Genomic DNA, 21,640 nt, shown 5'->3' on the forward strand with positions numbered 1-21,640 from the left:
TGAATTGGCGCTGACAGGGCCGCCACGACCCGCCCCCTTCATAGCGTAGAACCTTAAGCGCTGTTGGCCAGCCGGCTTGAGACTCGGTTCGATCAGGCATGCACCCAGAATGCACTTTCGGCAAACTGCTCGCCCTTCCACCAGTTTGCCCTGCCAGTGCCATAGCGAAAATTGCTGGCACCCGCCTGGCTCTGCAAGGGCGAAGTCACTTCACCTGCAGCGCTGCGGGTGGCGCTGAACTCAGGGGTTTCGGGAACGACCACGACAATATGCCCTGACTTCCCCTCTTCCTTGCGCCTGGCCACAATCAAACCTATGCCGCCCTGGTCGGCAACTTGCTGGAGCTTGCTCAGCGTCCCGGTCTGGCGCCAGCCAAAGTCGGGACCAAAATCCCGTAACCAGCGAAACAGATCGTTAGCGCGCATCTCGAAGATCGTGTCGCCGATCAGGGGCTCTACCGGGTTGCCCTTGGCAAGCGCAATGGCAGCCCTGGATGTCCACCAGACGCGCGGCAGGTATACCCCTGCCAAATGACAATAATCGTGACAGTAGATATTGCAGAACGTCAGGCCATTATGCGGCTGATAGCGTGTGTGGGAAGGATTGTCCACAGCCAGCCACTTGATGATGGCGGCAAGCTCTGCCCGCAACGCGTCCGGCGTCGTGCCATGTCGTGTCGGCTGGCCAGACTCGTTCAAGGAATGAGCACCCGCCGCGTCCGTTCGTTTGGTCACCCGCCCGGGCTTTCTCGGCATTGATACCGCCACCACGCCAGTGACCGGCGGTGAGTCGGCAGGCGCCATGACAGGGATATCCTGAACTTCCGATGCTGCAACCAGAAACTTCTGCGAGACAAAGCCGTGCAACAGTGCGCCCGCCAGCGACGTTTCTATTTCACGAAAGCCGTTCTGGGCTTTGCTGGCAACCGCTCGCACAGGATGCCCGTCCGGTAAATGACCAATGACGTTGGCTTGTGCCGGGTTACTGATGCTGGGTGCGCTGCGCACCCGCAGCATGCCCTCGCGCGTGTCGACCCTGAAGAAGTCACCTTGCGCGCTAACCGGGCTGGCTGCCGGCATCAACGCCAGGCCGGCTGCCGGCGCCACGAGTTCTGGTGTAGCGCCTGGCAGGGCGACAGTTTGTGCCAGGCGGATGAAATCAAAGATCTTCTCACCATAGAAGTGCTTGCCATCAAAATGGCCTTGCTGGAGTCCTTTCTTAGGATTGAAGCCCCCCGTGTTATAGGCAATGGCGACAGCGGCCAGTTCTTGGGTCGTCAGCTCAGAGCGTCCCTGGAAGCCAAGCTTCTTCAAACCCCGCGAGAGCTCGCCAATGCACATGCTCAGGGTTTCATCAAAATGCTCGTAGCGCCGGTCAAGGAAGTAATCGGGGTCGGTTTTGAAAAACTGCAGATCGCGCTGAAACATGCCAAAGCCATGACAGAACTTGTTCGGTCTCTTGGCCACTGCGGCAAACTCGGGGATATGCACGGCCATATCGATCAGCGCCTGGTGGGCCAAAGCGAACATTTCGTCGCCACGGGGCGCCGCCAGCAAGTCCGACTTGTTCCCGGGAAATGCCGATCGCCCTTTATCAGCGTCCAGCGTGTCTCCCACGCACAAGGCAAGAATCTGTTTGATCGTCATTGATTTGTTACGCAGAACCGACCAGACATGCCCGGTTTCCTGGCAGGCAATCGCTGCAATGAAATCGACGGTGAACGGCACGCCTGCAAGGCGGGGGGTGATCAGGGCTTGAAACTGCGTCTTGAACCACAACACATCAGCACTGTTGGGCATGGTGGGTCTCCCGAGAACAAGTGAACTCGCACACGGATACCACCCGGACTGCGACTCGGGAAAACTGGTTACTTTTCAGGTCCTTCATTAATCAAGTAAAGCTACGAACGGGGGAGCGTCAAGCGTTCGTCCAGGCCAGCGGCCAAGTAACCCTGACGAGATGGTCGTGAAGACAAGAAACAAGCAAAAGCGATTGCGAGCACGTCAGTGCCCATTTGCCCACTTGAGTAGATTGATATGGTGTCCCAGGGCAGGTTCGAACTGCCAACCTTCCCCTTAGGAGGGGGATGCTCTATCCAATTGAGCTACTGAGACACAGGTGTCGGCAACGGGCGCTGCACGACGGAGGACGGCGTGCATGTTAACCAGCACGTCGGCATTTGTCATGTCATCCGTGGGGCTTTTTGACTGTGGCTTTTTCCCACCCGCTGAAGGCCATCGTGCATTTTGCAACAAGGCAGTGAGCCATCATTGCAGAGTGCACGGCCCCGTCACCTCAATCTGAATATAACCATTTGATTAAAATAGAGAAAAGCAGGCAGCTCGACTGGCATGCAGCATGCACTCCACTCTCTAAAAAACGCCCGGCTACCGCCTTTACACTTGTGGAGTACGCCAGATGAACCGCACGCTGCTCTTGCTCAATGCCCTGGCACTGACCGCTTTGCTGGGCCTTATCTTTCAGCCGCAAAGCATGACGCCAACGCCACAGGTTCACAGGATCAGCGCAACCCCTGCACAACTGACAGTACTCGACGACGCCAGCAGTAAAGCGACCGCCACCACGTTGCCAGCCCAGCGCTTGCCTGCTGCTTCTCAAGGAAGGCTGGTGTTCTGAGAGGAATGTTACGGGCTGACAACCACGCCCTGATCACGCAGCAGGTCGAGCAGCCGCGCCACGGCATCGTCGAGCCGGCCGGAATTATCCAGTACGTGTACGCCATCATCCATTACTGACAGCTGTTGACTACGTGCCAGACGCTGCTCGATGTCCTCCAGGCTCTCGCGGCCACGCGCGAGCAAGCGCTGACGCAGCACCTGCGGCTCGACAGCCAATAGCACTGGCAGCAGGTCTGGGTAACGCTGGCGCGCTTCAGGCAAATGCGCACGGGAGCCGTTGACCAGCACCGCCCTGCCCTGCTTCAACCAACCGTCGATCTGCTCCGGTATGCCATACGCCAGACCGTTGGCCCGCCAGTGCAAGGCAAAGGCGCCCTCGGCACACAGCTGCTCGAAGCGCTCGCCTGAAACACCCACGGCATCTTCGCCCTTGGCTTCGGCCGAACGGGTGATAACACGTCGAGCCACCATGACGTTGTGCTGCTCGAGCGTGGCACGGGCAGCCTCTATCAATGAATCCTTGCCGGAACCGGAAGGCCCCATCAAATAGATCAATCGCCCAGAGGCGCTAGAATCGGGCGCGACGCTTGCGTCATGCTGCATAGCCACTATGCTCAGTTGAAGGAAAGCCTGCGCATTCTAGACACTTTCCCCGCTGTTTTCGCCTGTTACCCATTGCGGATGGCGGAGGTTCTGTTCACGTGCCAAACGAAGAAATGAAAACTTTTCAAACCAGTGCTCATTTCTGATAATTGGTACTGGCAAATCGCCTTTACCCGGTTCAATATTTGTCACAGAATTGACGCCAAGGAACCGGCGACAATGAGGCATGATTCACGCCTCATTCACAATTCAGGTTGAACATTTTGTCGCCGTGATGGTCGTAGTTTCATCCTGCGGCCAATTTCGAGAACCGCTTCCCCTGAACTAAAACCGGTCAATTATATGCGCCCAATGAAACAGGCTGTTTACTCAAGCCGCACCGCTGACAAGTTCGTCGTCCGCCTGCCAGACGGAATGCGTGAGCGCATTGCCGAAGTAGCGCGCCACCATCACCGCAGCATGAACTCGGAAATCATCGCCCGCCTGGAGCAGAGCCTGATTCAGGAAGGTGCACTGGGTGACGAACTCAGCATGCGCCTTGACAGCCCGGAGCTGTCGCTGCACGAACGTGAATTGCTGCAACGCTTCCGTCAACTGTCCCACCGCCAGCAAAACGCCCTGGTGGCGCTGATCGCCCACGACGTTGAAATGGCCGCCGACGCGTCCTGAAGTCCGACCTGCAATTGAAAAAGCCAGCGAAAGCTGGCTTTTTTGTGTCTGCGGTATTGTCCAGACCTAGAGCAGGAAAATGGTCGCCAGGCCAAGGAAGATAAAGAAGCCGCCGCTATCGGTCATCGCAGTGATCATCACACTGGCGCCCATCGCCGGGTCACGCCCCAGGCGCGCCAGGGTCATGGGAATCAATACCCCCATCAGCGCTGCCAGCAGCAGGTTCAGGGTCATTGCCGCGGTCATCACTACGCCTAGCGACCAGCTGCCATACAGCAGGTAGGCCACCACACCGATCACCCCACCCCAGACCAGGCCGTTGATCAACGCTACCGCCAATTCCTTGCGCATCAGACGCGAAGTATTACCCGGGCTTACCTGGTCGAGCGCCATCGCCCGCACGATCATGGTGATCGTCTGGTTGCCGGAGTTGCCACCAATGCCCGCCACGATCGGCATCAGGGCCGCCAGGGCCACCAGCTTCTCGATGGAACCTTCGAACAAGCCGATTACACGGGAAGCAACAAACGCGGTGATCAGGTTGATTGCCAGCCACGCCCAACGGTTGCGCAGCGATCGCCAGACCGAGGCAAAGATGTCTTCTTCTTCGCGCAGACCGGCCATGTTCAGCACTTCGGTCTCGCTTTCTTCACGAATCAGATCGACCATCTCGTCGATGGTCAGACGGCCGATCAGGCGGCCGTTCTTGTCGACGACCGGTGCCGATACCAGGTCGTAACGTTCGAACGCCTGGGCGGCATCGTAGGCGTCCTCTTCCGGCTGGAACACCACCGGGTCGTCGGCCATGACCTCGGCCACCTTCTTCTCGGGGTCGTTGACCAACAGGCGCTTGATCGGCAGCACGCCCTTGAGGATGCCGTCGTAATCAACCACGAACAGTTTGTCGGTGTGCCCCGGCAGCTCCTTGAGCCGGCGCAGGTAGCGCAGGACCACTTCAAGGCTGACGTCTTCGCGGATGGTCACCATCTCGAAGTCCATCAGCGCACCGACCTGCTCCTCGTCATAGCTCAGCGCGGAGCGAACACGCTCACGCTGCTGGGCATCGAGGGTCTCCATGAGCTCATGGACGACGTCACGGGGCAGCTCGGGCGCCAGGTCAGCCAGTTCGTCGGCGTCCATCTCCTTGGCGGCAGCAAGCAGCTCGTGATCGTCCATGTCGGCGATCAGGGTTTCACGAACCGAGTCGGATACTTCGAGGAGGATGTCACCGTCACGCTCGGCCTTGACCAGCTGCCAGACCGTCAGACGATCATCCAGGGGCAAGGCTTCGAGAATGTAGGCGACGTCGGCAGAGTGCAGGTCGTCGAGCTTGCGCTGCAACTCGACCAGGTTCTGGCGGTGAACGAGGTTTTCTACCAGGTCATGGTGATGACCTTCCTGACGGTGGGTCAGGTCTTCAACCACACGCTGACGCTGCAGCAGCTCGACCACCTGGGCAAGGCGGTCCTGCAAGCTTTCTTGCGTCTTTTTTGCTTCGTTTTCAGTCATAGGCGAACTCCACTCCCAGCAGCGGAGCACGCCGGGAGATTCAATCAGTCAGATCTTGATTGGCAAAACTTGCTATTGAGTAACTACTGGGTAAGTCCATGGTGGTTTTCCACAAGCCCCGGCGGGGCTGACGGGCGCATCATACACCGCTTGAGCGGTAAGGGCGCTTAAAAAATCGCGGCTAGAACAATCGTTTGCGAGCTATAGCTATGACAGTCTATGCAACTATCAGTGCGACGGTGGCCAGAATAAAAAAAACACATGCCTGAGCGAAAAATAACAGACGCAGAAAAGCAAAAAGCCCGCCTGAGAAGGCGGGCTTTCTGTTGTATGGTGCACTCAGGAGGATTCGAACCTCCGACCGCTCGGTTCGTAGCCGAGTACTCTATCCAGCTGAGCTATGAGTGCAGGTTGGCGCTTGATAGACCAGATCACCTCTGGTTGAAGCTGAAACAATCTTCACGAAGAAAACCGCTTCATATATGGTGCACTCAGGAGGATTCGAACCTCCGACCGCTCGGTTCGTAGCCGAGTACTCTATCCAGCTGAGCTATGAGTGCAGGGTTGGCGCTTGATGGACCAGATCACCTCTGGTTGAAGCTGAAGCAATTTTCAAGATGAAAACCGCTTCGTCGTATGGTGCACTCAGGAGGATTCGAACCTCCGACCGCTCGGTTCGTAGCCGAGTACTCTATCCAGCTGAGCTATGAGTGCATTTGTTGCCGCGCATTATAGACCGCTAAATCTTTTTGCCAACCACTTTTTCGTTTAATTTCAACGACTTACGCGATTCAGGCAGATTACAGCGTCCTACATGAATAATGGCGGAGAAGGGGGGATTCGAACCCCCGATACCCTTGTGAGGTATACTCCCTTAGCAGGGGAGCGCCTTCGGCCACTCGGCCACCTCTCCGCAACACGGGGCGTATAATAACCAGAGCCTTCCCCGTTTGCAAACTCTTTTTTGAAAAAAACTCGATAAAAATTAATGGGTTGGTTCTTCGTCCTTCTCTTTCTTGATCCGCAGGTAGATTTCTTCACGGTGAACGGCCACTTCTTTAGGGGCATTCACGCCGATTCGCACCTGGTTTCCTTTGACGCCGAGCACCGTCACGGTGATCTCGCCGTCGCCAATGATCAGGCTCTCGGCGCACCGACGAGTCAGAATCAACATACCTTTCTCCTCACGAAATTCAGTTCAGGGATAACAGTCTGCAAAAAAAAGGGCTTGGGCCTGCAACCGCTGACGGTTACCGACCCACGCCTTAGTATTGACCAGTGCGAGCAAAACGATGGCTTTGCCACACCTGCCAGAAACGCGAAGGGCGCGGCTTAGCCGCGCCCTTTGGGCAACGCCTTACTCGCCCTGTCGGGCTGGCGCGTCCAGTTCGAAAGCGGTGTGCAGGGCACGCACAGCCAGTTCCAGGTACTTCTCTTCGATGACCACCGAGACCTTGATCTCGGACGTGGAGATCATCTGGATGTTGATGGTCTCCTTGGCCAGGGCTTCGAACATACGGCTGGCAACACCGGCGTGAGAACGCATGCCGACGCCGACGATCGAGACCTTGGCGATCTTGGTATCACCGACCACTTCACGAGCGTTGAGCTCTTCGGCAGTCTTGTCCAGGACCTTGTGGGCCTTGTCGTAGTCGTTGCGGTGCACGGTGAAGGTGAAGTCGGTGGTGTTATCGTGCGAAACGTTCTGCACGATCATGTCGACTTCAATGTTGGCGGCACTGATCGGGCCGAGGATCTTGAAAGCAACGCCCGGGGTATCCGGAACGCCACGAATGGTCAGCTTGGCTTCATCGCGGTTGAAGGCGATGCCGGAAATGATCGGCTGTTCCATGGATTCCTCTTCATCAATAGTAATGAGGGTGCCCGGACCCTCTTGAAAGCTGTGCAGCACGCGCAGCGGAACGTTGTACTTGCCGGCGAACTCGACGGCACGGATCTGCAGAACCTTGGAACCGAGGCTGGCCATTTCCAGCATCTCTTCGAAGGTAATCTTGTCCAGGCGCTGAGCCTGGGACACCACACGCGGGTCGGTGGTGTAGACACCATCGACGTCGGTGTAGATCTGACACTCATCGGCCTTCAGTGCTGCCGCCAGGGCAACACCGGTGGTGTCCGAACCACCACGCCCGAGCGTGGTGATGTTGCCGTGCTCGTCGACACCCTGGAAACCTGCAACCACAACCACACGGCCGGCCTTGAGGTCGCCACGGATTTTCTGGTCGTCGATTTGCAGGATACGCGCCTTGTTGTGCGCACTGTCGGTCAGGATGCGTACCTGGTTACCGGTGTAGGACACCGCAGGAACGCCCCGCTTCATCAGCGCCATGGCCAGCAAGGCGATGGTTACCTGCTCACCGGTGGACACAATCACATCCAGCTCACGTGGAACCGGCTGATCACTGATCTGCTTTGCCAAGTCGATCAGGCGATTGGTTTCGCCACTCATCGCCGACAGCACAACCACCAGGTCATCGCCGGCCTCGCGGAACTTCTTGACCTTGTCGGCAACCTGCTCGATTCGCTCGACCGTGCCGACCGAAGTGCCGCCAAATTTCTGTACGATCAACGCCATTTCAAAGCCGCCTCAGCCCATGAAGGGCACCCAATAAACATTCAAACGACACCAGGGCCCGCCACTAGACGACGGGCCGGATGGTGCCTTAAACGCCCTGCTCTACGAACGGAACGGTCAGGGCCAGCGCGTTGTCCAGCGCCGCGGTGTCAACGCCACCGCCTTGCGCCATATCCGGACGACCGCCGCCCTTGCCGCCCACTGCGGCAGCGGCTTGCTTCATCAAATCACCGGCTTTGAGTTGGCCAGTCAGGTCTTTGGTCACACCGGCAACCAGCACGACCTTTTCCTCATGGACACTGCCGAGCAGGATCACTGCGCGGCCGAGTTTGTTCTTCAGTTGATCGACCAGCGCCAGCAGCGCCTTGCCGTCCTGACCATCCAGACGCGCAGCCAGGACCTTCACGCCCTTGACCTCGACCGCCGAGTTGGACAGATCGTCGCCCGCAGCACTGGCGGCCTTGGCCTGCAGTTGCTCCAGCTGTTTTTCCAGCTGACGGTTGCGCTCCAGCACGGCCGAGAGCTTGTCGATCAGGTTGTCACGACTGCCCTTGACCAGCTGCGCGGCTTCCTTGAGCTGCTCTTCGGCTGCATTGAGGTAGGCCAGTGCCGCTTCGCCGGTGACCGCTTCGATACGGCGCACACCGGAAGCCACACCACCTTCGCTGATGATCTTGAGCAGGCCGATATCGCCGGTACGCTTGGCGTGGATACCACCGCACAGCTCGACGGAGAAATCACCGCCCATGCTCAGTACACGCACGTTGTCGCCGTACTTCTCGCCGAACAGCGCCATGGCGCCCTTCTGCTTGGCGGTCTCGATATCGGTCTCTTCGGTTTGCACCTCGGAGTTCTTGCGCACTTCGCGGTTGACGATGTCTTCCAGTGCCTTGAGTTGCTCTGGCTTGACCGCTTCGAAGTGGCTGAAGTCAAAACGCAGGCGCTGGCTATCGACCAGCGAGCCTTTCTGCTGCACGTGCTCGCCGAGCACCTGGCGCAGGGCGGCGTGCAGCAAGTGCGTCGCGGAATGGTTCAACGACGTGGCGTGCTGCACATCGGCGTCAACCTTGGCGTGAACCTTGGCGCCGACCACCAGGGTGCCGCTGGCAACCACACCGTGGTGCAGGAACGCGCCGCCGGTCTTGGTGGTGTCACGCACATCGAAACGTACGCTGGCCGCTTGCAGGTAACCGGTGTCGCCCACCTGGCCACCGGACTCGGCATAGAACGGCGTGCGGTCGAGGATGACCACGCCCTGCTCGCCTTCGCTCAGCTGCTCGACGACTTTGCCGTCCTTATAAAGAGCAACGATGTTCGCCTCGCCTTCGGTGCTGGTGTAGCCGGTGAACTCGGTGGCTACATCGACTTTGACCAGGGTGTTGTAGTCCAGGCCGAAGGCGCTGGCGGAACGCGCGCGCTCACGCTGCGCTTCCATTTCACGCTCGAAGCCTTCTTCGTCAATGGTCAGCTCACGCTCACGGGCGATGTCGGCGGTGAGGTCCATCGGGAAGCCGTAGGTGTCGTAGAGCTTGAACACTACGTCACCCGGAACCACGCTGCCCTTGAGCTCGGCGAGATCCTGCTCGAGGATCTTCAGGCCCTGCTCCAGGGTCTTGGCGAACTGCTCTTCTTCAGCCTTGAGCACGCGCTCGATGTTGGCCTGCTGCTGGGTCAGCTCAGGGAAGGCTTCGCCCATCTCGGCAACCAGCGCCGCGACGATCTTGTAGAAAAAGCTACCGGTAGCGCCGAGCTTGTTACCGTGACGGCAGGCGCGACGAATGATGCGACGCAGCACATAGCCACGGCCTTCGTTGGAAGGCAGTACGCCGTCGGCAATCAGGAAGCCGCAAGAGCGGATATGGTCGGAAACCACCTTGAGCGACGACTGTTCTTCGTTCTTGCAGCCGATGGCAGCGGCCGACGCGTCGAGCAGGCTGCGAAACAGGTCGATCTCATAGTTCGAGTGCACGTGCTGCATGACCGCACTGATACGCTCCAGGCCCATGCCGGTATCCACCGACGGCGCTGGCAGCGGGTGCAGTACGCCATCGGCAGTACGGTTGAACTGCATGAACACGTTGTTCCAGATCTCGATGTAACGGTCACCGTCTTCTTCCGGCGAGCCGGGTGGGCCACCCCAGATGTCAGGACCGTGATCGTAGAAGATCTCGGTGCAAGGACCGCACGGGCCGGTATCGCCCATGGTCCAGAAGTTGTCGGAGGCGTAAGGCGCGCCTTTGTTGTCGCCGATGCGCACCATGCGCTCGGCCGGGACGCCAATTTCCTTGGTCCAGATGTCGTATGCCTCGTCATCGCTGGCATAGACGGTTACCCAGAGTTTTTCTTCCGGCAGGTTCAGCACCTTGGTCAGGAAGGTCCAGGCGTAGGTGATGGCGTCTTTCTTGAAATAGTCGCCGAAGCTGAAGTTACCCAGCATTTCGAAGAACGTATGGTGACGGGCGGTGTAACCGACGTTTTCCAGGTCGCTGTTCTTGCCGCCGGCGCGCACGCACTTCTGGCTGCTGGTCGCGCGGGTGTAGGCGCGCTTTTCCTGGCCAAGGAAGCAGTCCTTGAACTGGTTCATCCCCGCGTTGGTGAACAGCAGGGTCGGGTCGTTGCCCGGAATCAAGGAGCTGGAGGCAACTCGGGTGTGTCCCTGCTCTTCGAAGAAGCGAAGGAAGGCTTCACGGATTTCTGCGCTTTTCATAGGTTCTTCCACGGAAACGGCGGCCTTAAGGCAAATGCTTGCGTCAAATTGACGAAACGACGGCAAAGGGCCGCATTATATCGGGCCTTAGGCTTGGATGCAGTGTGTTTATGCTATAGAAACCGTCAATTGGACGGACTTCGACATTCGGCCGATGCAGTATTACTGGGGTTCGAATGTAAAATTGGCAAGGTTTCCCGGATGAAATGCCGTTCACCTTCGAAAAAATCGTTAGCAGCCTATACGTTCACTTCACATATGTGCTAATAATTCTCCGCCGCCGACACTCGGTGGCAACGTTCTCAGGGCGGGGTGCGATTCCCCACCGGCGGTAATTGCGTGTACTGCGCATAGCCCGCGAGCGCTTGCAGGCCTGCCCTGCAAGGTCAGCAGACCCGGTGTGATTCCGGGGCCGACGGTCATAGTCCGGATAAAGAGAGAACGGGATCGGCACACCTGTGTCTGTCGTTGCGCACCTGCGTGGCGAAATCCCTTTCGATCCAGATGCCCTGTTTCTCATACAAACAGGAGTCCGTTTCAATGCAACCCACCGCAATCGATAGCAAAAACCCTACTCACGAACGCATCGCTTTTATCCAGGCTTGCTGGCACAAGGATATTGTCGATCAGGCGCGCAAGGCCTTCGTCGAGGAAATGGGTCGCCAGGGCTATCAGGCAAGCGATATCGACTTTTTTGAAGTCGGTGGCGCCTTCGAAATTCCTCTGCACGCCAAGCTGCTGGCGAAAACCGGCCGTTATGCCGGTATCGTTGCCGCCGGCCTGGTGGTCGATGGCGGCCTGTACCGTCACGAGTTTGTTGCCCAGTCGGTTATCAGCGGCCTGATGCAGGTGCAACTGGAAACTGAAGTGCCGGTGTTCTCGGCGGTGCTGACCCCCCACCACTTCCACGCCGGTGACGAGCACCAGAATTTCTACTTCGAACATTTCCTGGTCAAGGGTGCCGAGGCCGCGAAGACCTGCGCCGATACGCTGCAGAAGTTGCGCGCCCTGCGCCGCAATGAAATGCCACAGAAACGCGTAGGCTGATATACACCGCGTTATCGTTCATCGCGGGCAAGCCTCGCTCCTACAACACAGCGGCGTGATCCGCAGGAGCCAGGCTTGCCCGGGTCAGCCCAGTTGATCCGGCGTGGTCGGCACAATCAGGATCCCGGCGCGCAAGCCATTCTTGACCTTGGGGTTGGGGAAAATGATGCGCGCCCCCTCCTCCTCAACGATCCAGCGCGTGCTGCTCAAGTCCTCGGCCAGCAGATAGCCCTTGGACAACTCCGAAAAGTTCTCGATATCCGCCGGCAGGTGCAGGTGGAAACTGTCGCTATGCTTGATGATTTCGCGCGCCACACTGAACAGCTTCAGCCCGTCCAGTGCTTCCGGCTCGCCCGGCTCGTTGCCTTCGATGATCTGCTTCAGCCGGGTTTCCAGACGCTCCAGATTGACCTGCTCGTTCTGCCCGAAAGGCCGCGCCTTGCCCAGTTCCAGGGTGAAAGCTTCAGCGTCGAGGGTTTCGTAGGTAAAGGCGGTGAAGGTAATCGACGGCTTGCTTTGCAGCAGTACCGCCTCCATGCCTGCTGCACTCAAGCGCGCCAGTTCACGCCGGGAATGCTGACGCCCCTCTTTGTAGGGGTACAACGCAAACTGCTCGATTTTCGACCCACGAATGGCGGTGTGCAGGTCGTAGTGCAACCGGGTACGTCCGGGAACACTGAAAAAGGTGGTGGCCAGGCGTTCCAGCTCACAGGCACGTAGCGCCTCGGTGCCGCTGGACAACTCATGACGGCCGTTGAACAGGCGGTTAACGTCCTGTTCGAGGTAACGCTCGCCCCTGCGAATCGCTTCGGGGTTGCCGAACAGGAACAGAATCCGCGCCCGTGGCTTGATCTCGCCGCGGGCAATGCCATGGAGCAACTCGTCGAGCAACTCGATCGGCGCGGTTTCGTTGCCATGGATGCCTGCCGACAGCAGCAGGTCCATGCCATTGTCACGCGCCTCGGGCGGGCGCACTTCAAGTGCTCCCTCACCCAGCCAGCGCATGCGCACGCCTTCGACAGTCAGCTGAGTCTTCTCCGCCGGTTCACGACCGGCGAGGGTCAGTTCGAGCAGTTTGCCGAGGGCGAGCATGGGCTATTCCTTAGTGATGGTGGCCGCAATCAGGACCATGGACGTGATCATCATCGTCGCCGGCATCAGCCGGTTCCATTTCCAGCTGCAGGCTGACCAGGTTGGTGGCCAAAGGACGCAACAACAGGTTGGCATACTCGGCGTCGTCTTCTTCGACATCGACGCCGATCAGTAGCTGACCACGGCCGTCCTGCTGAATCCATACCTCCTTGCCTTGCCAGACCACGGCGAAACGGGTGCAGGAAGTTTCCAGCTGGGTACCATCGTCATCTTCAAGGATCAGCTGCAGGGCGTCGGACATAGTCGAATTCTCTCTCAAGGTTGGAGTTGGAACGGATACACCGAACCCAGCTTCAGGATCTGGGTCAGTTCATCCAGTGCCGTACGGCATTCCAGCAACAGCTGCGGATCCGCCAGATCAGATTCGCTCAAACGGTCGCGGTAGTGCTTGTCGACCCATTGGGTCAGGGTGTCGTACAGCGGTGCCGTCATGATAACCCCTGGATTGACCGCCGCCAGCTCCGTTTCATTGAGCGCCACACGCAAACGCAGGCACGCCGGGCCGCCGCCGTTCTGCATGCTTTGCTTGAGGTCGAACACCTTGACCTCGGCAACCGGGCCGCCCTGCTGGGTCAAGGCCGACAGATAGGCCCATACCCGCTCATTGTTACGACACTCTTCCGGAACGATCAGCAGCATCGAACCGTCGCCACGGGACAGCAGCTGGCTGTTGAACAGGTAGGAACGCACTGCATCCTCTACCGTAACCGCCGAGCGCGGGACGCAGATTGCTTTGAAATTGCCACCCCGTTTAGCCAGTTTAGCCTGCAGTTGGCCAAGCATCGCCTCGGTCTCGAGGAAGGCGTCTTCGTGATAGAACAGGACTTCGCCGTTACCCACTGCGATCACATCGTTGTGGAACACGCCCTGATCGATCACCGCCGGGTTTTGCTGGGCGTAGACCACGCCTTCGTCGCTCAGGCCATGCAGACGGGCCACTGCCTGGGAGGCCTCGAGGGTTTGTCGCGCCGGGTACTTCTGCGGTGCCGGGTAGCGGGTGTCAAACGCACTGCGGCCATAGACGAAGAACTCCACGCCAGCCTCGCCATAGCTGCGGCAGAAACGCGTGTGGTTGGCCGCCCCCTCGTCGCCGAACTGCGCCACTGCCGGCAGGGCGTCATGGTGCGCGAAGTGCTTGCTGTCAGCGAACATCGCACCGAGCACACGGCTGGTAGTCGGGTGTTCGATGCTGCGGTGGTATTTGCAGTTGAGGTTGGCCGCAGTGAAGTGCACGCGACCGTCGGCAGTGTCGGCACTCGGGCTAACGGTGGCGGCATTGGCCACCCACATGCTCGACGCCGAGCAACTGGCGACGAGCAACGGCATGGCTTCTTTCGCGGCACGCTCGATCACTAGCGCATCGGTGCCGGCAAAACCCAGGCGGCGCAATGCGGCAACATCCGGGCGCTCCTGCGGGGCCAGCACGCCCTGCTGGAAACCCATTTCCATCAGCGCCTTCATTTTCGCCAGGCCCTGGCGCGCCGCTTCACGCGGGTTGGAGGCCTGCTGGCTGTTGCTCTGCGAGGCCACGTTGCCGTAGGACAGCCCGCCGTAGTTGTGCGTCGGTCCTACCAGACCATCAAAATTCACTTCAAACGATTTCATCGGCAAGGCTCCGTGGACCTTTTGTTATAGGGAGACGCCTGGCGTCAGCGTGGCAGGCAGGGTCAGGCTGGCGGTCTCCAGCGAGGCTACCGGGTAAGCGCAATAGTCGGCCGCATAGTAGGCACTGGCGCGATGGTTGCCGCTGGCCCCCACACCGCCGAACGGTGCGCTGCTGGCCGCACCGGTCAGCTGTTTGTTCCAGTTGACGATACCGGCACGGCTCTGCAGCCAGAAATACTGATAGCGTGCGCGTGAATCAGACAACAGGCCGGCCGCCAGGCCGTACTGGGTGTTGTTCGCCTCGGCAATCGCCGCGTCGAAATCGCTGTAGCGAATCACCTGCAGCAGCGGGCCGAAAAACTCTTCATCGGGGCGATCGGCCACCGCCGTCACATCAATGATGCCCGGGGTCAGCAGGGCAGCAGAGGCTTGCGGCTGAGTCATGCCCAGCAGCGACACGCCACCATTGCTCAGCAGTTGCGCCTGGGCATCCAGCAATGCCTTGGCCGCAGCCAGGGAAATGACCGAACCCATGAATGGCGCCGGCTGTTGATCGAATGCGCCGACGGTAATGCTTTTGCACACTTCGACCAGACGCGTGAGCAGCGAATCGCCCCAGGCGCCTTGCGGTACCAGCAAGCGACGTGCACAGGTGCAACGCTGACCGGCGGAAATGAACGCCGACTGGATGATGGTGTAGACCGCGGCATCCAGATCTTTGACTTCATCGACGACCAGCGGGTTGTTGCCACCCATTTCCAGCGCCAGGATCTTGTCCGGGCGACCGGCAAATTGCTGGTGCAAGAGGTTGCCGGTACGGCTGGAGCCGGTAAAGAACAGGCCATCGATACCCGGGTTGGCGGCCAGCGCCACGCCGGTTTCGCGGGCACCCTGAACCAGGTTCAACACACCTGCCGGCAGCCCGGCTTCGATCCAGCACTTGACCGTCAGCTCGGCCACCTTGGGGGTCAGCTCACTGGGTTTGAACACCACGGTGTTGCCCGCCAGCAGCGCCGGCACGATGTGGCCGTTGGGCAGGTGGCCCGGGAAGTTGTAGGGACCGAACACCGCCACCACGCCATGGGGCTTGTGTCGTAGCACGGCAGTGGCATCCGCCAGCGGGCCGCTTTTCTCACCGGTACGTTCACGGTAACTCTGAACCGAAATGGCGACCTTGTTGACCATACTGGTCACTTCGGTAGCGGACTCCCATAGCGGCTTGCCGGTTTCTTCACCGATGCAGTGGGCCAGCGCTTCGGCATTGGCTTTGAGTGACGCGGCAAAGGCTTCGAGCACACTGATGCGCGCTTCCAGCGACTGCAACGCCCAGGCAGGAAACGCCTGGCGGGCGGCCTTGACGGCGCTGTCGACCTGCTCGGCACTAGCGCCCTGGCCGTGCCAGATGACCTTCTGGCTAACCGGGTCCAGCGACTGCAGCGCCTCGCCCTGCCCTGCCTGCCAAACGCCTGCGATAAAGTGGGTCGTCATTACTTGGCCTCCCGGGCAGCAGACAGCGGTACGGCACGCACCTGATCGCCGGCCGACAGGCGCAGGCGTTTTGCAGTCAACGGATCGACCACCAGGGTACCGGCCGCCAGGCGCGCTGGTGCCGCAGTAATACGGCAGTCTTCACGCTTGCGGTTATGGATGAGGAACGGGGTGACATCGTCGCCCGGCGTACCAACGGCCAGCACCAGCGGCTGGCTGTCGTGCACCGCACGGATCTTGGAAGTTTCACACTCCACCGCAGGACCGGCGTCGAAAATGTCGACATAGCCCTGGTAGCTGAAGCCTTCGCTTTTGAGCATCGCCAGCGCCGGCTCGGTGTCGGTGTGCACCCGGCCGATCACGCCGCGGGCCGCTTCGGACAGGAAACAGGTGTACAGCGGAAACTTCGGCATCAGTTCGGCGATAAAGGCCTTGTTGCCAACGCCGGTCAGGTAATCGGCCTGACTGAATTCCATCTTGAAAAAATGCCGCCCCAGGCTTTCCCAGAACGGTGAACGGCCCTGCTCATCGGACATGCCGCGCATCTCGGCGATGATTTTGTTGCCGAACAGCTCCGGGAACTCGGCGATGAACAACATGCGCGCCTTGGCCAGCAAGCGGCCATTGAGGCCACTGCGGTAATCGCTGCGCAGGAACAACGAGCACAGCTCCGAATTGCCGGTGAGGTCGTTGGCCAGGAACAACGTCGGGATTTCCCGGTAGATGTTCAGTTCCTGGGAAGCGCTGACGGTAAGGCCGACGCGGTAGTTGTACCAGGGCTCACGCAAGCCGACGGCACCGGCGATGGCAGAAATACCCACTACGACGCCGTCATCGTTTTCCAGCACGAACAGGTAGTCGGCATCAGCGCGCTCCGCTTCGCCACGGAAGGTTTTCTCGGCCCAGCCGACGCGATGCGACAGGCGCTCTTCGTTGGCCGGCAAGGTGGTCAGGCCGGTGCCAGTGCTGCGCGCCAACTCGATCAGCGCCGGTAAATCGCTGCTGCGTACGGGACGAACGATCATGCTATCTCCTCGGGCGGCGGCCTGTGGCCTGCCGCAAAACTCGACCTGGGGTGCGCGGTTATCGAACCGCAGGGATCAAACCGCGACCAGGCGCACACTGGCGCCATCGCCGACGCCCAGGGCTTCGGCGGCTTCAAGACTCAAGGTGACCGGCTTGCCTGGTACCCAGTCGAGCTCCAGCAGCACGGCGCGGTAATCCTGCAGCTGGCCATTGCAGACCAGGTAAGGGCGCCCGCCCTTGACCACCGTGCTATCAAGCTTGACCGGCACCACACGGCTCTGGGCGATCGAGCGGATGCTCGAGACGCGTGCGTGCAGCGTCGGGCCGCCGTCGAAAATGTCGATGTAGTGATCGGTTTCGAAGCCTTCGCGCATCAGGATGTCGAAGGTGATCTGCGCCCGCGGATGCACCTGGCCCATGGACTCTTGCGCCGCATCCGGCAGTAACGGCACGTAGATCGGGTAATGCGGCATCAGCTCGGCCAGGAAGGTCCGGCTCTTCAGGCCGCACAGGCGCTCGGCCTCGGCGTAGTTGAGGTCGAAGAAATTGCGCCCGATGGCATCCCAGAACGGCGAATCACCGTTCTCGTCGCTGTAGCCGACGATTTCGGTCACCACTGATTCTGCGAAGCGCTCCGGGTGAGCAGCCATGAACAGCAGACGTCCGCGGGAGTTGAGCTCCGACCAGCCGGTACCGACCAGTTCCGGCAGCACATAGAAGCTGGTCAGCAGGCTGTTGCCGGTGAGGTCGTGGCACTGCGAAAGCACGTGAATCTTGTTGTGAATTTTCAACTCACGCGAAGCGTGCACAAACGTCTCGTTGCGAAAGCTGTAGAACGGCTCGGAGTAACCGGCCGAGGCGACGATGGCCGAGCACCCCACCAACTTGCCGGTGCTGCTGTCTTCGAGCACGAAGAAGTAGCTTTCTTCGCCGTTGAAACTGACTTCGGCAGCGAAGGACGTCTCCGAGGCGGCAATTTTGTCGCTCAGGCGACCGGCATCATCCGGCAAGGACGTGACACCAATGGGGCTGTCCGCTGCCAGACGCTGTACTTCGCCCAGATCAGCCATTTGCGCGGGGCGCATCACCAGCAGGGTGTCACTCCTTTCGGGAAAACAGGCCAGCCACTGCCGGCACAGAAAAAAACAGCAAGCGCCCGGTGGGCACCGGCTCTGAAATTCGGATTCACCGGCCCCGAAGGGCCGGCGAAAGCACCGCAGGCGCCAATCAGGCCTGGGTCAGGGTTGCAGCTGCACGTTCGAAACGGGCGAGGCCTTCGTCGATGTCGGCATCTTCAACCACCAGGCTCGGGGCGAAACGCACCACATCCGGACCAGCCTGAAGCACCATCAGGCCTTCTTTCTCGGCCGCGTTGAAGACGTCCTTGGCCTTGCCTTTCCAGGCATCGCTCAGCACACAACCGATCAGCAGGCCGACGCCACGCACCTGGGTGAACAGGCCGTATTTCTCGCCGATCTGTTCCAGGCGGGCCTTGAACTTCTGGTGCTTGGCCTTGACGCCCGCCAGCACTTCAGGGGTGTTGACCACGTCCAGCACCGCGTTGGCTACGGCACAGGCCAGCGGATTACCACCATAAGGGGTGCCGTGGGTGCCGACGGCCAGGTGCTTGGCCAGCGCTTCGGTGGTCAGCATCGCGCCGATCGGGAAACCGCCACCCAGGCTCTTGGCGCTGGACAGGATGTCCGGGGTTACACCGTAGTGCTGGTAGGCGAACAGCTCACCGGTACGACCGACGCCGGTCTGCACTTCGTCGAAGATCAGCAGCGCGTTGTGCTGGTTGCACAGCTCACGAGCACCTTGCAGGTAGGCAACATCGGCAGGAACCACACCGCTCTCGCCCTGGATCGGTTCGATGACCACCGCGCAGGTCTTGTCGGAGATCTGTGCTTTCAGCGCTTCCAGATCGTTGTACGGCACATGGCTGATACCAGTGATTTTCGGGCCGAAACCATCGGAGTACTTGGGCTGACCGCCGACGCTCACGGTGAACAGGGTGCGACCGTGGAAGCTGTTAACGGTGGCGATGATTTCGTGCTTTTCCGGACCGAAGCGGTCATGGGCAACACGACGGGCCAGCTTGAATGCGGCCTCGTTGGCTTCAGCGCCGGAGTTACAGAAGAACGCCCGCTCGGCGAAGGTGGCGTCGACCAGTTTGTGGGCCAGGCGCAGCGCCGGCTCGTTGGTGAAGACGTTGGATACGTGCCACAGCTTGTTGGCTTGCTCGGTCAAAGCGCTGACCAGCGCCGGATGAGCATGCCCCAGAACGTTCACGGCAATCCCGCCCGCGAAGTCGATCAGCTCGCGGCCCGACTGATCCCAGACGCGGGAGCCCGCACCACGAACGGGGATAAAAGCCGCCGGTGCGTAATTGGGAACCATTACCTGGTCAAAATCGGCGCGTTGCACCGGAGCTTGCGGAGCGGACATCGGAGTCTCCTGAAGAGGAACGCCTGCCTGGAACTGGCGAGCGATGGGGGGATTGTAAGGACAGATTGGCGCCCGACATTGCCGCCAAGCGACAACTTCTTATAGCGCCCAACCCTGTTTTACCAAGGCTTTCGGCAATGCGACAAATAGGGTCGCAAAGGCGCAGTTTAAACGGTGCGGGGAATGGGTGGGAGATTCTGTTTCGACAAGCGTGCAGGAGCGGATTCACCGGGACGCGGCACCGGTGAGTCTCTTACAGTGTGATCAACAATCAGCCGCGCTCGGCAGGCGCCGAAGAGAGTTCAAACGGGCTGCTGCTGCGGCGCTGGTTACGGTCTTCGCGCGGTGTTGCACCGAAGAAGTTGCGATACGCGCTGGAAAAGTGCGGCCCCGAGGAGAAACCGCACGACAGGCCGATCTGAATGATCGACTTGCTGGTCTGCATCAGCATCTGCCGCGCCTTGTTCAAGCGCAGCTCCAGGTAATACTGGCTTGGCACACGATTGAGATACTGCTTGAAAATGCGCTCCAGCTGGCGCCGCGAGACACACACATGCTGGGCGATTTCATCGGTGGTCAGCGGCTCTTCGATGTTTGCCTCCATCAACAGTACCGCCTGAGTCAGCTTCGGATGGCTGGACCCCAGGCGATTCTGCAGTGGGATGCGCTGACGTTCGCCGCCCTCGCGGATCCGCTCGACTACCAGTTCTTCCGAGACCGCACCGGCAAGCTCGGCACCGTGATCGCGGGACAACACCGCCAGCAGCAAATCGATCACCGACATGCCACCACACGCGGTCAGGCGATCACGGTCCCAGTCGAACAGGTGACTGGTTGCAATGACCTTGGGGAAACGCTCGCCAAAATCGTCCTGCCAGCGCCAGTGCACCGCGGCGCGATAACCATCGAGCAAGCCGAGTTGCGCCAACGGATAGACACCGGCCGACAGGCCGCCAATCACACAACCGGCGCGTGCCAGTTGCTTGAGCGCAGCCCCCAGCCCCGAAGCGACCGACTGCGGCGGCTCATCCGCCAGCAGGAACAATTTCTGGCAACCTTCCAGGCGCCCCGCCCAAGGCTCGCCAGGCAAGCGCCAGGCGCCCTCGGCCGCAGGCTCGGCCTGAAGAAACGCCAGGTCGTAGACCACCTCCGGATGAACCTTTTGCGCAACCCGCAAAACCTCTTCAGCCAGCGCCAGAGTCAGGGCTTTGGTGCTGGGCCAGATGAGAAAACCGATTCGCTGGGTGGTCATTGAGTGCGGTCCGAAACCTGTGTGAGGTCAAGAGAGGGAAGCCGGGTCATGCTGCGCTGGATTTGCAGCATGACCCATTTTGGTGCGACGGGGCAATCTTACTTCAAGCTGCCCGAAAGGAACTGCTGCAGCCGCTCCGATTGCGGATTGACCAGCACCTCGCGCGGGTTACCGCTCTCCTCCACCAGGCCCTTGTGCAGGAATACCAGCTGGTTCGACACCTCACGGGCAAAGCCCATTTCGTGGGTCACCACTACCATGGTCCGGCCTTCCTGGGCCAGCGACTGCATGACCTTGAGCACATCACCGACCAGCTCGGGGTCGAGTGCCGAAGTCGGCTCGTCGAACAACATCACTTCCGGCTCCATCGCCAGTGCACGGGCAATCGCCACACGCTGCTGCTCACCGCCGGACATGTGCCCAGGGTAAGCATCCTTGCGATGGGAAACGCCGACTTTGGCCAGGTAGTGCTCGGCTTTCTCCAGCGCATCCTTCTTCGACATACCCAACACATGCACCGGCGCTTCGATGATGTTTTCCAGTGCCGTCATGTGCGACCACAGGTTGAAGTGCTGGAACACCATCGACAGGCGCGAGCGCATGCGCTGCAACTGCTTGGGATCGGCGGCCTTGAGCGCGCCATCCTTGTTGGCAACCAGCTTGAGCTCTTCGTTGTTGAGCAGGATTTTGCCCGCGTGCGGCTGCTCAAGCAGGTTGATGCAGCGCAGGAAGGTACTTTTGCCCGAACCACTGGAGCCGATGATGCTGATCACATCGCCCGCCTTGGCGGCCAGGGATACACCCTTGAGCACTTCGTGACTGCCGTAGCGTTTATGCAGATCTTGGATTTCGAGTTTGTACATGCTGTCGATTCTCACAAAGCAGTCAGTCTTGAGCTAACG

General features: G+C 59.8%; 18 protein-coding genes, 5 tRNA genes and 1 riboswitch. Of the genes, 3 read left to right on the forward strand and 20 right to left on the reverse strand.

The genetic code is table 11. The annotated features are described in order from the left end of the window. Positions 1 to 92: 92 nt before the first annotated feature. Together I5S59_RS08575 and I5S59_RS08580 are read right to left on the reverse strand one after the other, a co-directional pair. Positions 93 to 1,799 (reverse strand): hypothetical protein, encoded by a 1,707-nt coding sequence (locus I5S59_RS08575; protein ID WP_197876229.1) that lies wholly within the window; start codon positions 1,797 to 1,799, stop codon positions 93 to 95. Positions 1,800 to 2,037: 238 nt separating this feature from the next. Next, a tRNA-Arg gene (locus I5S59_RS08580) sits at positions 2,038 to 2,114 on the reverse strand. A 304-nt stretch (positions 2,115 to 2,418) separates the two neighbouring features. Here I5S59_RS08580 and I5S59_RS08585 point away from each other — a divergent pair. Next, positions 2,419 to 2,637, forward strand: coding sequence for a hypothetical protein (locus tag I5S59_RS08585; protein WP_197876230.1), 219 nt, complete (start codon positions 2,419 to 2,421; stop codon positions 2,635 to 2,637). Positions 2,638 to 2,645: 8 nt separating this feature from the next. On the opposite strand, the gene phnN is transcribed toward I5S59_RS08585, so the two are convergent. Next, positions 2,646 to 3,242 carry a phosphonate metabolism protein/1,5-bisphosphokinase (PRPP-forming) PhnN gene (phnN, locus tag I5S59_RS08590; protein ID WP_197876231.1) on the reverse strand — a complete coding sequence of 199 codons (597 nt, stop codon included), beginning with the start codon at positions 3,240 to 3,242 and terminating at the stop codon, positions 2,646 to 2,648. Between the two features lie 342 nt (positions 3,243 to 3,584). Between phnN and I5S59_RS08595 the strand changes: the two genes are divergently transcribed. After that, on the forward strand, positions 3,585 to 3,911 hold the full coding sequence (locus tag I5S59_RS08595) for an Arc family DNA-binding protein (protein ID WP_038616878.1): 327 nt from the start codon (positions 3,585 to 3,587) through the stop codon (positions 3,909 to 3,911). Positions 3,912 to 3,977: 66 nt separating this feature from the next. Here I5S59_RS08595 and mgtE read toward each other — a convergent pair whose 3' ends face one another. The 8 genes from mgtE to alaS all read right to left on the reverse strand — a co-directional run bounded on the left by mgtE (position 3,978) and on the right by alaS (position 10,720). Next, positions 3,978 to 5,420, reverse strand: a complete 1,443-nt coding sequence (gene mgtE / locus I5S59_RS08600; RefSeq protein WP_128324295.1) for a magnesium transporter — start codon at positions 5,418 to 5,420, stop codon at positions 3,978 to 3,980. 331 nt (positions 5,421 to 5,751) lie between these two features. Next, positions 5,752 to 5,828 (reverse strand) — tRNA-Arg (locus tag I5S59_RS08605). A gap of 75 nt (positions 5,829 to 5,903) precedes the next feature. Continuing rightward, positions 5,904 to 5,980, reverse strand: a tRNA-Arg gene (locus I5S59_RS08610). A 77-nt stretch (positions 5,981 to 6,057) separates the two neighbouring features. Continuing rightward, positions 6,058 to 6,134, reverse strand: a tRNA-Arg gene (locus tag I5S59_RS08615). Between the two features lie 108 nt (positions 6,135 to 6,242). After that, positions 6,243 to 6,333, reverse strand: a tRNA-Ser gene (locus I5S59_RS08620). A 72-nt stretch (positions 6,334 to 6,405) separates the two neighbouring features. After that, complete coding sequence (gene csrA / locus I5S59_RS08625) at positions 6,406 to 6,594, reverse strand: carbon storage regulator CsrA (protein WP_010226667.1); 189 nt, start codon at positions 6,592 to 6,594, stop codon at positions 6,406 to 6,408. 183 nt (positions 6,595 to 6,777) lie between these two features. Continuing rightward, positions 6,778 to 8,013: an aspartate kinase gene (locus I5S59_RS08630; protein WP_128324294.1), complete on the reverse strand. Its 1,236-nt coding sequence runs from the start codon at positions 8,011 to 8,013 to the stop codon at positions 6,778 to 6,780. 88 nt (positions 8,014 to 8,101) lie between these two features. After that, complete coding sequence (gene alaS / locus I5S59_RS08635; RefSeq protein ID WP_197876232.1) at positions 8,102 to 10,720, reverse strand: alanine--tRNA ligase; 2,619 nt, start codon at positions 10,718 to 10,720, stop codon at positions 8,102 to 8,104. A gap of 294 nt (positions 10,721 to 11,014) precedes the next feature. Beyond that, positions 11,015 to 11,167, forward strand: a riboswitch (FMN riboswitch). 93 nt (positions 11,168 to 11,260) lie between these two features. On the opposite strand from alaS, the gene I5S59_RS08640 reads away from it, so the two are divergent. Further along, positions 11,261 to 11,767 (forward strand): 6,7-dimethyl-8-ribityllumazine synthase, encoded by a 507-nt coding sequence (locus I5S59_RS08640; RefSeq protein ID WP_128324292.1) that lies wholly within the window; start codon positions 11,261 to 11,263, stop codon positions 11,765 to 11,767. An 84-nt stretch (positions 11,768 to 11,851) separates the two neighbouring features. On the opposite strand, the gene astE is transcribed toward I5S59_RS08640, so the two are convergent. The 9 genes from astE to I5S59_RS08685 all read right to left on the reverse strand — a co-directional run bounded on the left by astE (position 11,852) and on the right by I5S59_RS08685 (position 21,601). Beyond that, positions 11,852 to 12,859: a succinylglutamate desuccinylase gene (gene astE / locus I5S59_RS08645; protein WP_197876233.1), complete on the reverse strand. Its 1,008-nt coding sequence runs from the start codon at positions 12,857 to 12,859 to the stop codon at positions 11,852 to 11,854. Between the two features lie 10 nt (positions 12,860 to 12,869). Next, positions 12,870 to 13,160, reverse strand: coding sequence for a topoisomerase II (locus I5S59_RS08650; protein WP_028944689.1), 291 nt, complete (start codon positions 13,158 to 13,160; stop codon positions 12,870 to 12,872). A gap of 14 nt (positions 13,161 to 13,174) precedes the next feature. Next, positions 13,175 to 14,524 carry an N-succinylarginine dihydrolase gene (gene astB / locus I5S59_RS08655; RefSeq protein ID WP_197876234.1) on the reverse strand — a complete coding sequence of 450 codons (1,350 nt, stop codon included), beginning with the start codon at positions 14,522 to 14,524 and terminating at the stop codon, positions 13,175 to 13,177. Between the two features lie 24 nt (positions 14,525 to 14,548). Continuing rightward, positions 14,549 to 16,012 carry a succinylglutamate-semialdehyde dehydrogenase gene (gene astD, locus I5S59_RS08660; RefSeq protein WP_197876235.1) on the reverse strand — a complete coding sequence of 488 codons (1,464 nt, stop codon included), beginning with the start codon at positions 16,010 to 16,012 and terminating at the stop codon, positions 14,549 to 14,551. After that, the gene (gene astA, locus I5S59_RS08665; RefSeq protein ID WP_197876236.1) at positions 16,012 to 17,037 is read right to left on the reverse strand and encodes an arginine N-succinyltransferase; all 1,026 of its coding nucleotides are present in this window, start codon (positions 17,035 to 17,037) and stop codon (positions 16,012 to 16,014) included. Before astA ends, astD begins: the two co-directional genes overlap by 1 nt. Positions 17,038 to 17,112: 75 nt before the next feature. Further along, entirely contained in the window at positions 17,113 to 18,132 is a 1,020-nt protein-coding gene (gene aruF, locus I5S59_RS08670; protein WP_197876269.1) for an arginine/ornithine succinyltransferase subunit alpha, read from the reverse strand. Between the two features lie 133 nt (positions 18,133 to 18,265). Next, positions 18,266 to 19,486, reverse strand: a complete 1,221-nt coding sequence (locus I5S59_RS08675) for an aspartate aminotransferase family protein (protein WP_197876237.1) — start codon at positions 19,484 to 19,486, stop codon at positions 18,266 to 18,268. A gap of 271 nt (positions 19,487 to 19,757) precedes the next feature. After that, on the reverse strand, positions 19,758 to 20,738 hold the full coding sequence (gene argR / locus I5S59_RS08680; RefSeq protein WP_197876238.1) for a transcriptional regulator ArgR: 981 nt from the start codon (positions 20,736 to 20,738) through the stop codon (positions 19,758 to 19,760). Positions 20,739 to 20,836: 98 nt separating this feature from the next. After that, positions 20,837 to 21,601, reverse strand: coding sequence for an ABC transporter ATP-binding protein (locus I5S59_RS08685; protein WP_128324284.1), 765 nt, complete (start codon positions 21,599 to 21,601; stop codon positions 20,837 to 20,839). Between the last annotated feature and the right edge of the window lie 39 nt (positions 21,602 to 21,640).

This window comes from Pseudomonas alkylphenolica (genome assembly GCF_016009175.1).
GTDB lineage: Bacteria > Pseudomonadota > Gammaproteobacteria > Pseudomonadales > Pseudomonadaceae > Aquipseudomonas > Aquipseudomonas alkylphenolica_B.